This window comes from Roseovarius indicus (assembly GCF_008728195.1).
Taxonomy (GTDB): domain Bacteria; phylum Pseudomonadota; class Alphaproteobacteria; order Rhodobacterales; family Rhodobacteraceae; genus Roseovarius; species Roseovarius indicus.
In genome coordinates, this window is the sequence record NZ_CP031598.1 from 435,614 (window position 1) to 448,533 (window position 12,920).

General features: G+C 66.8%; 13 protein-coding genes. 3 read left to right on the forward strand and 10 right to left on the reverse strand.

Features of this window, described 5'->3' with window-relative positions; all coding sequences use genetic code 11:
* Positions 1 to 15 precede the first annotated feature (15 nt).
* From RIdsm_RS02135 to cobO, 4 genes are all read right to left on the reverse strand, one after another.
* Positions 16 to 783, reverse strand: a complete 768-nt coding sequence (locus RIdsm_RS02135) for an FCD domain-containing protein (RefSeq protein ID WP_057816252.1) — start codon at positions 781 to 783, stop codon at positions 16 to 18.
* 110 nt (positions 784 to 893) lie between these two features.
* Positions 894 to 1,550: a hypothetical protein gene (locus tag RIdsm_RS02140; protein ID WP_057816251.1), complete on the reverse strand. Its 657-nt coding sequence runs from the start codon at positions 1,548 to 1,550 to the stop codon at positions 894 to 896.
* A 6-nt stretch (positions 1,551 to 1,556) separates the two neighbouring features.
* Positions 1,557 to 2,957, reverse strand: coding sequence for a selenium-binding protein SBP56-related protein (locus RIdsm_RS02145; RefSeq protein WP_057816250.1), 1,401 nt, complete (start codon positions 2,955 to 2,957; stop codon positions 1,557 to 1,559).
* A 132-nt stretch (positions 2,958 to 3,089) separates the two neighbouring features.
* The gene (gene cobO / locus RIdsm_RS02150; RefSeq protein WP_057816454.1) at positions 3,090 to 3,698 is read right to left on the reverse strand and encodes a cob(I)yrinic acid a,c-diamide adenosyltransferase; all 609 of its coding nucleotides are present in this window, start codon (positions 3,696 to 3,698) and stop codon (positions 3,090 to 3,092) included.
* A 113-nt stretch (positions 3,699 to 3,811) separates the two neighbouring features.
* Here cobO and RIdsm_RS02155 point away from each other — a divergent pair, with 113 nt between their 5' ends.
* Together RIdsm_RS02155 and RIdsm_RS02160 are read left to right on the forward strand one after the other, a co-directional pair.
* Positions 3,812 to 4,954, forward strand: a complete 1,143-nt coding sequence (locus tag RIdsm_RS02155) for an endonuclease/exonuclease/phosphatase family protein (protein WP_057816249.1) — start codon at positions 3,812 to 3,814, stop codon at positions 4,952 to 4,954.
* A gap of 106 nt (positions 4,955 to 5,060) precedes the next feature.
* A complete protein-coding gene (locus RIdsm_RS02160) occupies positions 5,061 to 5,465 on the forward strand; it encodes a hypothetical protein (RefSeq protein WP_074940376.1) in 405 nt (134 codons plus the stop codon).
* Here the strand turns inward: RIdsm_RS02160 and RIdsm_RS02165 are convergent.
* The 4 genes from RIdsm_RS02165 to cobW all read right to left on the reverse strand — a co-directional run bounded on the left by RIdsm_RS02165 (position 5,441) and on the right by cobW (position 11,172).
* A complete protein-coding gene (locus RIdsm_RS02165; protein WP_057816248.1) occupies positions 5,441 to 5,824 on the reverse strand; it encodes a GFA family protein in 384 nt (127 codons plus the stop codon). The two genes, RIdsm_RS02160 and RIdsm_RS02165, sit on opposite strands and share 25 nt — an antisense overlap.
* Positions 5,825 to 5,850: 26 nt before the next feature.
* The gene (gene cobN, locus RIdsm_RS02170; protein WP_057816247.1) at positions 5,851 to 9,585 is read right to left on the reverse strand and encodes a cobaltochelatase subunit CobN; all 3,735 of its coding nucleotides are present in this window, start codon (positions 9,583 to 9,585) and stop codon (positions 5,851 to 5,853) included.
* Between the two features lie 70 nt (positions 9,586 to 9,655).
* Positions 9,656 to 10,114, reverse strand: a complete 459-nt coding sequence (locus RIdsm_RS02175) for a GNAT family N-acetyltransferase (protein WP_057816246.1) — start codon at positions 10,112 to 10,114, stop codon at positions 9,656 to 9,658.
* Positions 10,114 to 11,172: a cobalamin biosynthesis protein CobW gene (cobW, locus tag RIdsm_RS02180; protein WP_057816245.1), complete on the reverse strand. Its 1,059-nt coding sequence runs from the start codon at positions 11,170 to 11,172 to the stop codon at positions 10,114 to 10,116. Before cobW ends, RIdsm_RS02175 begins: the two co-directional genes overlap by 1 nt.
* Before the next feature lie 58 nt (positions 11,173 to 11,230).
* On the opposite strand from cobW, the gene RIdsm_RS02185 reads away from it, so the two are divergent.
* Positions 11,231 to 11,557 (forward strand): DUF1636 family protein, encoded by a 327-nt coding sequence (locus RIdsm_RS02185; protein ID WP_057816244.1) that lies wholly within the window; start codon positions 11,231 to 11,233, stop codon positions 11,555 to 11,557.
* Positions 11,558 to 11,676: 119 nt separating this feature from the next.
* Here the strand turns inward: RIdsm_RS02185 and RIdsm_RS02190 are convergent, their stop codons facing one another.
* Complete coding sequence (locus tag RIdsm_RS02190) at positions 11,677 to 12,168, reverse strand: hypothetical protein (RefSeq protein WP_057816243.1); 492 nt, start codon at positions 12,166 to 12,168, stop codon at positions 11,677 to 11,679.
* Positions 12,169 to 12,226: 58 nt separating this feature from the next.
* Positions 12,227 to 12,919: a CbtA family protein gene (locus RIdsm_RS02195; protein WP_057816242.1), complete on the reverse strand. Its 693-nt coding sequence runs from the start codon at positions 12,917 to 12,919 to the stop codon at positions 12,227 to 12,229.
* Position 12,920 lies beyond the last annotated feature (1 nt).

The window sequence follows — 12,920 nt, forward strand, 5'->3', positions numbered from 1 at the left end:
CGGCAGTCGCGCGCCTTATCGCGACTGCTCGTGCTCCAGCCTTTGCCGGGCAATTTCCTCGTTGCGGTCGGCCTTCTGCTGATCGGCCAACGACTGTTCGACGTAAGTGAGATGCGCCTCGACGGCGGCGCGCGCGGCTTCGGGGTCGCGCGCCTGAAGGGCGGTGTTGATCGCCCGGTGCTGGTCGAGCAGGGCGCCCCGCGTGGTGCGCTGCTTGAACATGACCTGCCGGTTGTAGAACACGCCCTCCCGCAAAAGCTGGAACATCGACCGCATCATGTGCAGCATCACCACGTTGTGGCTGGCCTCGATGATCGACATGTGAAACTCGGCATCTAGCCGGGCCTCGTCCTCGGGGTTGGTCTTGCGGTGGGCGGCCTCCATCTTGGCGAAGATCTCGCCCACCACCTTGAGGTCGGTGTCCGAGGCCAGCCGCGCCGCCCGCTCTGCCGCCAACCCTTCGAGATCGCGGCGGAAGGCGATATAGTCGAAGACCGCCTCGTCATGCTCGGAAAAGAGCTGGATCAGCGCATCCGAAAACGCACTCCCCAGCACGTCGGCCACGTAGATGCCCGCCCCGGCGCGGGTCTTCAGCAGTCCCTTCTCCTGCAACTCCCCGATCGCCTCGCGCAGGCTTGGGCGCGAGACGCCCAGCCGGTCGGCCAGTTCCCGCTCCGCCGGAAGCCGCTCGCCGGGCCGCAGGATGCCGCGCAGGATAAGCTTCTCCACCTGCCGCGTGACGGCGGTGGAAATCTTCTCGGGCGTGACTCTGTGAAACGGCATGCGGGCGCTCCAGGGGTGACGGGGCAGGGGCGCTGCCCCTGACGCTGCCCCCCGGGAATATCAATCAGAAAGAAGGGGGTAACGCATTCTGGCCCCGCGCGCGCCTCGGGTCAATGCAGGGTAACCAGCGAAATCGCCCCCACAACGATCAGGCTCAGCGCCCAGACCGTGTCGAGGTTGAACCACCCCTTCGTCAGGAACTTCAGCCCCAGCCAGTGATAAACCCCAACCGCCAGCGCGCCACCCGCCACCGTCATCGCCAGCGTATGCACCACCGCCACCACCAGCGCGGTGCCGGTGTCGGAGCCCATCAGGCTGAAGGCCGCCCTGTGCCCGGCCCCCTCGTTGGCGAGATTGCAGATGCCGAGGTAGATCGGCACCAGCATCAGCCCCGCCCCATGCGCCAGCGCGGCCAGGAACGACCAAAGCGCCAACCGCGACGGCGGCACACGGGCCAGGAACCGCGGATGCCGCCTTGTGATCAGCAGGGTGACCCCCATCGCGATCACCACAACTGCCGCGCCGATGCGGATTTCCCGCTGCCAGTCCGCCAGCGCCAGCATCGCCGAAAAGGGCAGCAATATCGCCGTCATCGACAGCAGGTGCCCCACCCCCAACGCCAGCAACGCCTTGTACAAATGCCCATATCGCCGGTCCATCAGCGCCGAGGACACGGCCAGCGGCCACCCCATGCCGGGGTTCAGCCCATGATAGAACCCCGAGGCGATCACGGCCCACCAGAGGGCCGCGACCGATGCATTATCCATCACGGATCAGACGGAGGGGTAACAGAAACTGTCGGTCGAACAGTCCCCACCTTCCAGCCGGATCTGGTGGGTGCGGTAGCCTTCCGGGAACTCGACCCAGAAATCCTCCGCCAACTCCAGCCCGCCATCGGCGCCGGCATTGGCCATCACCATCGCCCCGCCCCGGTCGCCCGGGTAGAACTGGTCGTCCCATGTCGAATAAAGCGAGTTGGTCCAGTAGACCCGCTTGCCGTCGCGGCTGATCTCGACCATCTGCGGGCCATAGCCGAACGCCTTGCCGTTCGGGTGCTTCGTCTGTTTCACGATCCCGCCGATCTCGACCTTCCCGGCCAGCTTCGGCGCCATCGGGTCGGACACGTCATACTGATGCATCTCGCCGGTGCCCCAGCAGGCGACGTAAAGGAACCGGTCATCGAGGCTCAGGTCGATATCGGTCACCAGCGGCGGCACCGCCTCGAACCCTTTCAGCAGGTCGGGCAGGTCGTCGGGCGATGCGGGCTGCGGGTCGATGGTGATGGTCTTCTTCGCTTCGAACGTGCCGTCCTCTTTCTGCCACCACGTAAAGATCGCGCCCTGAAGGTTGGTCGTGTCCACCACCACGCCACAGAACCCGTGGTTCTTCGCCGGGTCATGCGCGGGCCGGATCTCCAGCGCCATCTGGTGGTTCTCGCCCAGGTCTATGGTTTGCACGTTCCTGCGCTGCCGCAGGTTCCAGAAATGAATGCGATGCCCGTACTTGTTCGACAGAAGGTCCTCGGCCACGATCCCGTTCTCGAATTGCGGCGGCAGGCCCCATTCCGAACTCACCATGTAGTCGCGCGGCAGGTTCCACCAGAAATCGTAATGCTTGTCCTGGCTGCCCCGGTCGATCTCGTAGCGGCCGATGATGTCGAAGCTCTCGCAATCGAGGATGAAGATGCCCGGCGGTCCGTCGGTGCCGTCCTTGCCGCCCCCGCCGAGGGTCGAGACATAAATCCCCTCCGGCCCGCAATGGATGGTGTGCGGGCGGGAATAGCCGGTCTTGGCAAACACCTCTTCCGGCTCGATGATCTTGTGGATCTTCGCCTTCAGCGGCTCCTTCACGTCGATCACATAGATCCGGCTCGACCGGATGCCGGGGATGATCAGGTAGCGCCGTTCCAGGAAAGCATGCCCCGTCAGCGGCGACAGGGCCGAGGAACAGGCGTTCCAGCCGAAATGGTGAAACTCGTCACCTTTGTTGGGCATGATCACCTTGTGCACGATCTCGCCGTATGTCTTCGAAGTCGGGTCGACGTCGATCACCGCCAGCCCGTCGGGCTGCGAGGCATCCGGCGACAGCATCAGCGTGAAGGCCAGCGATTCGGCCGGCGCCTCCATGGCCATTTTCGGGGATGGATAGAATGTCGGGTCAGGTCTTAGATTCATGGCAATTTCCTCCCTTATCGGCACGCCTTCCGCGTCCCCCAACGCACGTGCCGTAAGGGAAGGGTCTCACGCCCTCAGAAGTCCGCCAAATGAAATCTGTGCCGCGAGCGGCGGGTTGCCTGAGCCGAGGGGTTAGAACTCCACCCCGATCTGCGCCTTCACGCCCGAGCGGAACGGATGCTTCACCAGCTCCATCTCGGTCACCAGGTCGGCGATCTCGATCAGCTCGTCCTTCGCGTTCCGGCCTGTCAGCACCACGTGGGTCATGTCGGGCTTCTCCTCGACAAGGAACTCCACCACCTCGTTCACGTCGAGGTAATCATACCGCAGCGCGATGTTGATTTCGTCCAGCAGCACCATCCGGTTCCGCTCGTCCCGAATGAGCTCCTTCGCCTTTTCCCACGCGGCCTGCGCCATCTCGGTGTCGCGCTCGCGGTCCTGCGTCTCCCAGGTAAAGCCCTCACCCATGGTGTGAAACGCGCAGGCATCCGAGAATTTCGACAGGATCAGGTCGCGCTCGCCGGTGCTCATGCCGCCCTTGATGAACTGCACCACGGCACAGGGCATGTCATGGGCGATACAGCGGAAGATCATCCCGAACGCGGCCGAGGATTTCCCCTTCCCCTTGCCGGTATGGATGATGATCAGGCCCTTCTCGTCGGTCTTGGTGGCCATGATCTTGTCGCGCGCGGCCTTCTTCTTGGCCATCTTCATCGCGTGGCGGTCTGGATCGTCGGTCATCTCGGCCCTCCCTTTGACGCCCGACATTGGGCGAGCGCGGCGCGGGGTGCAAGCGGGGTTTTGCGATTTCGGCAAAGCGCCGTAAGCTTCGCCTCGCCGCCAAGGGAAGCCGCATGCCCTTCTACAACGATCTTCGCCCCGAGGCCGACTACAAGGACCGCGATTTCGAGCGCGTCTTCCCGAACATGACCCGCGCCGAACAGGTCCGCTGCATCGACGGCCTGCTGCGCCTCAAGGCGGAGCTGTCCGGCCCCGGCGGCGTGCCCGCCCGGCGGACCGAGCAAAACCTGCTGCTCGCCAGCTGGAACATCCGCAGTTTCGGCACCTCCCGCCAGCGCCTCCCCGAGGCCTATTTCTACATCGCCGAAATCCTCGCCGCCTTCGACCTCGTCGCCATCCAGGAGGTGAAGTCGAACCTGGTCGAGCTGGAAAAGATCATGCGCCTGCTGGGCCCGGGCTGGAAATACATCGTCAACGACGTGACCGAAGGCCATGCCGGCAATGACGAACGCTCGGCCTATGTCTACAACACGGCCCGGGTGCAATTCTCCGGCCTCGCGGGCGAAATCGCCCTCTGGCAGGCGCTCACCGAAGACAGCCCCGTTGGCCTGCAACAGCTCAGCCGCGCGCCCTACATGACGGGGTTCATCGCCGGCTGGAAACAGTTCGCGATGGTCAACCTGCATCTCGAACCGGGCGACACCACGCCCGCCGTCGGCATCCGCTCCGAAGAGGTCCGCCTCCTCCTCGCCGCGCTCGAGGTAAAGCGCAGCGGCCTGTGGTCCGACAACCTCGTCCTTCTGGGCGACATGAACTTCTACCGCTCGAAGGATCACGACAATCTCCGCGCGCTGGCTGCCGCGGGCTATGTCGAATGCGCGGCACTTCTGGGCAAACCCACCAACGTGCATGACAACATCGCGCCCGGCCGCACGGTCGAGACCTACGACCGCATGTTCTTCCGCGCCAACGACTATTTCCGCTTCGCCACCGCAAGCGACGGAAACCAGAGCGGCGATGTCTTCGACCCCTTCGCCCATGTCTACCGCCGCGACGATACCGCCACTTACCGCGAAGAGATGCTGGCCGATTACGGTGGCGCGAAAGACCTCGCCAACACCCCGTCGGAGCTTCACGCCTACTACCTCGACACCTGGCGCGAGAACCAACTCTCCGACCACTACCCGATCTGGGTGGAACTGGTCACCGACAACTCCGCCGAATTTCTCGCCGAGAAGCGCGGCCAGCTCACCTGACCGCCAGGCTCCACGCGCCCGTGTTTCTTCTGGCCGGAAATATCCCGGGGTCCGGGGCAGAGCCCCGTTAACCCGCCCTTAACCATCCCGCGCCCAAGCTCACGGGATGCGCTGGTTCGCCCTTCTCCTCCTGCTCACCGCCTGCAACACGCCCACACCGGCGTTCTACGGCGTCGACCCCGTGCGCATCCACCTCGCCGGCAGCACCTTCGACATCCGCGTGAAAGACCGGCGGGCCGAGGCGATCCGCCTCAACATGGAATGGGCGCCTCGCCTGTCCTCGGTGGGCGAAAAGGCCGTGCTTGCCATCGAAAAGGTCAGCGGCTGCGAGGTGGCGCGCCTCAAGGGCGATGCCGCGCTGGTCGAGGCGCGGCTCGATTGCGGTTCCGGCCCGCCGCCGCCGCGCCCGCCCAGCGGAGAGCTCTTCTGCGAGATGGACCTGCACGAGACCGGCGACACCGGCAGCTTGTACTGCGTGCCCGCCGATCAGACCTTCCCGCAGCCGGGGTAATCCTCCGGCATCCAGGCCAGCCGCTCGTCGCCGTGGTAGATCTCCGATGGTGTCACCGCGCCCGGATCCTCCAGCAGCGCGGCATGGAAATGCGTCTCGCCCGGATACCTGTCGGAGGCATAGAAGACCGACGCGCCACACTTGGCACAGAACCCCCGCCTGTTCCCCGGAGAGGACTCGTAGACCGAAGGCTCTTGCCCCGTCCACCGCCACTGCCCGTCGGGATGCCCGACAAAGGTGACCATCGCTGCCCCGGCGCCCCGCCGGCAGCTCTCGCAATGGCAGTGCCCGACCCAATTATGCGGGCCCTCCAGCTCGAACGCCACCGCGCCGCACAGGCAATGCCCCTTCAACGTCATATCCGCCTCCTTCGCGACACCGCCCGTCAGGGCGGGGGAGCCCCCCGCCGCGCCGCCTCGATCCTGTTCCGCGCCGAGTTAGAGCGCGGCACCCAGAGCCCCCGGTCGATCGCCTCCTGCAACCGCTCGGCCATCTCGCGCAGGGCGGGGGCGTTGTGCTCGGCGATGAAGTCGCGCGTTTCATCATCCTCGAGAAACGCCGCCTCGACCATGTCGAAATGATGATCCCTGACCGCGCCCGTGGTGGCCGAGAAGGCAAACAGGTAATCCACCGTTGCCGCGATCTCGAAGGCACCCTTGTAGCCGTGCCGCTTGACCCCCTCGATCCACTTGGGGTTCACGACGCGGCTGCGCACCACCCGCCCGATCTCGTCCTCCAGCGTCCGGATCACCGGCCGCTCGGGCCGCGAATGATCGTTGTGATAGATCGGCCGGTCCTTGCCCTGCAGGGTCGACACGGCCGCCGCGGCCCCGCCCTCGAACTGGTAATAATCATCCGAGTCGAGAATATCGTGCTCGCGATTGTCCTGATTCTGGACGATCGCTTCCGTCTGCTTCAGCCGCGCCTCGAAACCCGCCCGGTCGGGCGTCCCCTCGTCCTTCGCGCCATAGGCATAGCTGCCCCAGGTCAGGTAGGCCTCTGCCAGATCCGCCTTGCCCGACCACAACCGCTCGTCGATGAGCGCCTGCAAACCGGCGCCATAAGCCCCCGGTTTCGAACCATAGATCCTTGCCCCGGCGCCCTCGGCCTTCGCCCGCGCAGCCGCCGGGTTCAGATCCTCCGGCTCGTCCATCGCCTGCACGGCCCGTGCGGCACTGTCGAAAAGCGCGATCAACTGCGGAAACGCATCCCGGAAAAACCCCGAAATCCGCAAGGTCACATCCACCCGAGGTCGCCCCAGCACCCCCTGCGGCAGCACCTCGAACCCGGTGACGCGCCGGTTCGCCGCGTCCCATTTCGGCTTTACCCCCATCAGCGCCATCGCCTGCGCGATGTCGTCGCCGCCGGTGCGCATGTTGGCGGTGCCCCAGGCCGTCAGCAGCATCGTCCGGGGCCAGTCGCCGTGGGTCTGCAAATGCTTCTCGATCAGCAGGTTGGCCGATTTCCACCCCAGCGCCCAGGCGGTCGGCGTCGGCACCGCCCGGCTGTCGACCGAGAAGAAGTTCCGCCCCGTCGGCAACACATCCAGCCGCCCCCGCGTCGGCGCGCCCGACGGGGCAGGGGGCACGAACCGCCCCGCCAGCGCGTCGATGAGGCCCTGGCCTTCCTCCGGCCCGCAGGCCGCCATCGTGGGGCGGATCACCGTCTCGATCTCGTGCAGGACGGCGGCCGACGCTGGTCCCGGAGCAGGCTCCGGGACACCGCCCCGCCCGCCATCCCGTAAAAGACGTTGCGCCAGAAGTTCCAGCCGCTCCACCGTGTCGCCGGTGCTCCTCCACGGATCGTCCGCCACCTGCGTCAGCGCCTCCGGCTGCGGCCCGTCCCACGCCGCCGCCATCTCGCAATCGAGCGGATCGAAGCCAAGCTTCAGGTCATCGGCCAGCGCCCGGATGATCGAGGCGTCACCAGCCTTGCCATGCCCCCGCGGCACGCGGGCCAGCGCGATCGTCAGGTCCAGCGCCTGTCGCCCCTCGGGTGACTGGCCGAAGACATGCAGCCCGTCACGGATCTGCGCCTCCTTCAACTCGCAGAGATAGGCGTCGAGCTTGGCGAGGTCCGTCTCTTCGTCCGCGCCGCCCATGCCGACATCGCGATCCAGCCCCGTGGCCGAGGCCAGCGTCAGGATCTCCCGCCGCAGATGGTCGATCCGCCGTGGGTCGACGCCCGCCGCCTCGTAATACTCGTCCACCAGCGCCTCGAGATCCTTCAGCGGCCCATAGGTCTCGGCCCGCGTCAGGGGCGGCGTCAGGTGGTCGATGATCACCGCCTGCGCCCGCCGTTTGGCCTGCGTGCCCTCGCCGGGGTCGTTGACGATGAACGGGTAGACATGCGGCGTGGGGCCAAAGACGGCCTCGGGCCAGCACTCCTGCGACAGCGCCAGCGCCTTGCCCGGCAGCCATTCGAGGTTGCCGTGCTTGCCCATATGCACGATCGCCTGCGCCCGGAACTGGTGCCTGAGCCAGAAATAGAAGGCCAGGTAATTGTGCGGCGGCACGAGGTCAGGGGAATGGTAGGTATCGGTCGGGTCGATATTGTAGCCGCGCGCGGGCTGCACGCCGACGACCACGTTACCGAATTGCAGAACCGACAGGCTGAACCGGCCGCAATCAACCTCGCCGGGCGTGAAGAACGGGTCGGCCTCGGGCGCGCCCCAGCGCTGTTCCATCGCCTCGCGCAGTTCCCACGGCAGCTGCCCGTAATCGATCATGTAGTCGGCCAGGCTCATCTCCACCCCGCCGCCGCGTTCCGCCCGGTCGGTCAGCCAGTTCGTCGGCCCCGCCATCACTGCCTGCATCAGCGCGTCGCTGTCTTCGGGCGCGCCGGTCACCTTGTACCCGGCCTGCTCCAGCAGCCTCAGCACATGCACCGTGCCGGCGGGCGTATCGAGCCCCACGCCATTGGCCAGCCGCCCATCCTTGTTGGGGTAGTTCGCCAGCACCAGCGCCACCTTGCGCTCCGCCTCCGGCGTCTGCCTGAGCCGTGCCCAGTTCATCGCCAGCTGCGCCACGAAATCGATCCGGTCGCCCTGCGCCCGGTAGGTGGCGATCGGGCATTCCGTCGCCTCGTCGAAGAACGCCTCGCCCTTGAAGCTGACGGCGCGCGAGAGCACGCGGCCATCCACCTCCGGCAGCGCCACGTTCATGGCGATATCGCGGGCGGAGAGGCCGGTCAGCCCCTCCTTCCACGCCTCCTCCGAAGAGCCCGCCAGCACCACCTGCATCACCGGCGCCTGCGCCGCCGCGCTCATGGTCAGCGGGTTATCGGGGCTCTGATCCCCCGCATGGGGCGAGCCGACGGCGAAGGACGTGGCGTTGAGGATCACCGAGGGCGGCGCAGCGGTAAACAGATGCTCCAGCGTCGCCACCGAGACCGGGTCCTTCAGCGAGGCCACGAACACCGGCAACGGGTTCAGCCCGGCCCTGAGCAGCGCCTTCACCAGCCGGTTGACCGGGTTCAGCCCGGCCCCCTGCACCAGCGCCCGGTAGAAGATCAGCGGCACCACCGGCTGGCCCTCCGTCCACGCGCCTCGCGCCGCGGCCAGATCGGCCACGCCCGCGCCCGGCCAGTACACGCCCGCCCGCAACAGCGGCGCGGCGGCAGCGGGCTTCTCCCCGCCTTCCAGCATCGCCTGCGCATAGCCGAGGAAATTCACTGCATTCTCCGGCCCGCCCTCGACGAGATAGGCCCAGAGCGCGTCGTAATCCTCGTCCGGCACCGTCGACAGCTCCCGCAGCTCCGCATCCGGCTTGTCATCGCCCGGCAACAGCGCCAGCGGCACGCCCGCCTCATGACAGCGCGCCGCGAACTGCTCGGCCCCGTATTTCCAGTAGCCCACGCCGCCCAGCACCCGGGCCACCACCAGCCGCGATCTCGTGGCGCAATTGTCCAGATGCAGGTCCACCGACATCGGGTGCTGCAAATGCGTCAGGTTCGCCAGCCGCAACCCCGGCGGCGTTTCCATGTCGGCCCGCGCCGCGCTCAGGCTCGCCAGCTCGGTATCGGCGGCGGAAATGAAGACGATGTCCGACGGGCTCTGGCCAAGGTCGACCGGTTCCTTGCCATCGTCGATCGTGCCGGGAGTGGCGGCGAGCAGGTGCATCAGGTCTGGCCTTTCCGCCGGTGGCAGGCGTCGGGATTTTGAGTATTTCTGGCAAGATGAAGCATGGGCGTCACGCCTGCTCCAGCGGCTTTTCCATGAAAACCGAGGTGGCGTTGGGGCGGTAGTCCCCGAAGATGCCGCGCCGCACGAAGCCGGTTCTTTCGTAGAGTCGCACGGCGGCGTCCAGCGCCTCCGCCGTCTCCAGCCGCAGCAGCGGCAGGCCAAGCGCGCGCGCCTCGTCCTCCAGCGCACGCAGGATGGCGGCGGCCACGCCCCGGCCGCGGGCGGCATCGGCGGTGAACATGCTCTTCACCTCGCCATAGCCGTCCTTCAGCGCCAGCGCGCCGGTGCCCAGCGTTTCCGCCCCCTCGCGCGCCGCGAAGAACCGCACATCGTCGCCGCGCAGCGCCTCGAAGTCGAGGAAGTAGTTCTCCTCCGGCTCGAACATCTCGCGCATCAGCGCATGGCTCGCCTCGAGGATCGCCCTCGGCCCCGGCGCCAGCGGGTCGGCCCGCTCGACGATAAGCATCAGGCCTGCAGCGCGGCTTCGATCGCCGCCCGGTCAAGGCCCGCCTGGCCGATCACCACCAGCCGCGTCTCGCGCGCGTCCGCGCCGAAGGGCCGGTCGAAATAGGTGTCGATCCGCGGCCCCACGGCCTGCAGCGTCAGACGCATGGGCTTGCCGGTCACCGCCGCAAACCCCTTGAGCCGCAGGATGTCATGCTGCCGGATGATGCCCGCCACCTGCTCGGCAAAGGCGGCCGGGTCGGCGATCTCCTCGCGCGCCACGACGAAGCTTTCGAACTCGTCATGGTCATGCTCGTGGTGATGGTCGTGATCGTCGTCATCGTCGTGGTGATGGTGGTGATGCAGCTCGTGCCGCGCCTCCATATCCGTCTCGGCGCCGATCCCCTGGCCCAAGAGCACGTCGACCGGCAGCGCCCCCATCGTGGCCTTGACCACCTGCACGCCATCCCGGCTGTCCGACCGCAGCTTGCCCACAAGCGCGCCCGCCTCTTCCTCGCCCAGCAGGTCGGCCTTGTTCACCACGATCATGTCGGCACAGGCGATCTGGTCCTCGAACAGCTCCGACAGCGGCGTCTCGTGGTCGAGGTTCTCGTCCAGCGCCCGCTGCGCATCCACCGCCGCCACGTCATGGGCAAACCGTCCCTCGGCCACGGCCTTGCCGTCGACCACGGTCACCACGCCATCCACCGTCACCCGGGTGGAAATCTCGGGCCAGTTGAACGCCCGCACCAGCGGCTGCGGCAACGCCAGCCCCGAGGTCTCGATCACGATATGATCCGGCGCATCAGGACGATCCAGAAGCTTCTGCATCGTCGGCACGAAATCCTCGGCCACGGTGCAGCAGATACAGCCGTTCGACAGTTCCATCACGTCATCCTCGTCGCAGTTCTCGATGCCGCACCCCTTCAGGATGCCGCCATCGACGCCCAGATCGCCGAACTCGTTGATGATGAGCGCGATGCGCTTGCCGTTGGCATTCTCCAGCATGTGCCGGATCAGCGTGGTCTTCCCGGCGCCGAGGAAACCGGTCACCACGGTTGCGGGGATCTTGGCGGGCATTCGTGAAGCTCCTTCCGAAAAGCTTGTCAGCGGTGCGGCGATCGCCTAGGCGAACCCCATGCACCGGATCGTGGTCTGTTCAACATGCGAGGGAAGTGACGGCAAGGGCTTTGCCGCCACCCTGCGCGCGGCCCTGGCCGAGCGCGGAATGGATTTCGAGGTGCAGACGCATGACTGCCTGTCGAACTGCGCTCGCCCCCTGTCTATGGCCTTCACCGCGCCGGCCAAGGCCACCTATCTCTTCGGCGACATCGCCCCCGAAACCGACCTCGCCGACACGCTGGCCTTCGCCGGTCTCTACGCCGACACCCCAGACGGCTGGATCGAAGACGCCCGCCCTGCCGGCCGCCTGCGCTTCTGCCTCATCGGCCGCGTCCCGGCCTGAAACAAGGCGCCCCCCCGGGGCTTCTTCTGGCCGGAAATATCCCGGGGGAGGCGTTGAAACCCGACCGGGTTTCAACGTCGGGGGCAGCGCCCCCATTCCGACGCCGGCCAAACAGAACATCACTCGATCACCAGCGTCTCGGTCACCTCGAGCGGCTCTCCTCCGACGGCCAGTTGCGTGTGATCGTTGGCATTGAGCGTCACCCGGATCTCATGCTCCCCCACCGGCAGCGCCGACAGGTGGAACCACGGCGCATAGGCGCGGGCGATCTTCACCCCGTCGACATAGACATGCGCGTGACCGTGCCCCGGCACATGGTCGCCGTTCACCGCCTCCGGGTCGAAGGTGAAATTCTCGACGATGATCTCAAGGTTTCGGCTCTGGGCACCGTCCGGGTGAAAGGCAATCGACAGCGCCGGCGCCGGGCTTTCCGCCTCGGTCAGCGTGGCATGGGGGTCGGCCCCGTCACCGTGGTCATGGGCCGAATGGTCATGCACCGCGTCCTCATGTGCGTGCCCCTCGACCTGCGCACCGGTGGAGGCGGCCAGAAGGAACCCCGCGCCGGTTCCGAAGAACAGGCCGATGATCAGGAAAATGAACGTCTTCGGCATGCAGCATCCCCTTTGGAACAACCGGGCGGCGCGGTGGCCGCCCGGTCAGGACAACATTTCACGCGGTCGCGGTCTCGCCCTCGGCCTCGCGTTGCCAGAAATACCCGGCAAGGCCGCCCAGCACGGCCCAGACGGCAAAGCCGACCCCGAGCGCCCGGCTGGCAAACAGCGCGGCGATCTCCGGCGGCACCGGCCCTGCGAAACTCGCGGGATGCGGCGCGCCGATCACGTGCGGCGCCAGGATCAGCACCGCCGCCGCGCCCCAGGCGGGCAGCCCCCGTCCGAAACCGATCATCGCCAAGCCAGCGCCGGTGGCGGCAACCGTGCCCCACCACCAGACCTGCCGCGCGCCAAGCTCGGCCGCGGCCACGCCGGGCACCTCGGGTGGCAGCGAAAAAGCCGGTGCGAACTGGAACGCGAGGAACCCCGCGATGCCCCAGATCAGCCCGGTGCGCCCGTTGATCGTCACGCCCCGCTCATCCGCCATCGCCATCGCGGCCACGAGGATCAGCCCGTAGCCCACGTAGATCAGCGCCGAGAACAGCACGCTCATCCCGTCGCGCACCGGGTCGAAACCCGGCAGCTCGGGATGGGCCGAGACAGCCTCCGCGCCGAAATGGACAAGATCACCCCCTTCGTACAGCTCCGCATGCAGAAGCACCGGCTGGACGAACGCCAACTGCAACGCGGCCGCGATCAGCCCCGCGCAGAATCCAGCGAACAACGCGCTGGTCAGAAGTCTCTGAAACATG

Excerpts from the sequence above, each read along its gene's own strand:
- cobN (WP_057816247.1), bottom strand. The coding sequence starts at position 9,585 with ATGCACCTGCTCGCCGCCACTCCCGGCACGATCGACGATGGCAAGGAA.
- RIdsm_RS02190 (WP_057816243.1), bottom strand. The coding sequence starts at position 12,168 with ATGCCGAAGACGTTCATTTTCCTGATCATCGGCCTGTTCTTCGGAACC.
- RIdsm_RS02195 (WP_057816242.1), bottom strand. The coding sequence starts at position 12,919 with ATGTTTCAGAGACTTCTGACCAGCGCGTTGTTCGCTGGATTCTGCGCG.
- RIdsm_RS02175 (WP_057816246.1), bottom strand. The coding sequence starts at position 10,114 with ATGCTTATCGTCGAGCGGGCCGACCCGCTGGCGCCGGGGCCGAGGGCG.
- RIdsm_RS02145 (WP_057816250.1), bottom strand. The coding sequence starts at position 2,957 with ATGAATCTAAGACCTGACCCGACATTCTATCCATCCCCGAAAATGGCC.
- cobW (WP_057816245.1), bottom strand. The coding sequence starts at position 11,172 with ATGCCCGCCAAGATCCCCGCAACCGTGGTGACCGGTTTCCTCGGCGCC.
- RIdsm_RS02160 (WP_074940376.1), top strand. The coding sequence starts at position 5,061 with ATGCGCTGGTTCGCCCTTCTCCTCCTGCTCACCGCCTGCAACACGCCC.
- cobO (WP_057816454.1), bottom strand. The coding sequence starts at position 3,698 with ATGACCGACGATCCAGACCGCCACGCGATGAAGATGGCCAAGAAGAAG.
- RIdsm_RS02140 (WP_057816251.1), bottom strand. The coding sequence starts at position 1,550 with ATGGATAATGCATCGGTCGCGGCCCTCTGGTGGGCCGTGATCGCCTCG.
- RIdsm_RS02155 (WP_057816249.1), top strand. The coding sequence starts at position 3,812 with ATGCCCTTCTACAACGATCTTCGCCCCGAGGCCGACTACAAGGACCGC.
- RIdsm_RS02185 (WP_057816244.1), top strand. The coding sequence starts at position 11,231 with ATGCACCGGATCGTGGTCTGTTCAACATGCGAGGGAAGTGACGGCAAG.
- RIdsm_RS02165 (WP_057816248.1), bottom strand. The coding sequence starts at position 5,824 with ATGACGTTGAAGGGGCATTGCCTGTGCGGCGCGGTGGCGTTCGAGCTG.
- RIdsm_RS02135 (WP_057816252.1), bottom strand. The coding sequence starts at position 783 with ATGCCGTTTCACAGAGTCACGCCCGAGAAGATTTCCACCGCCGTCACG.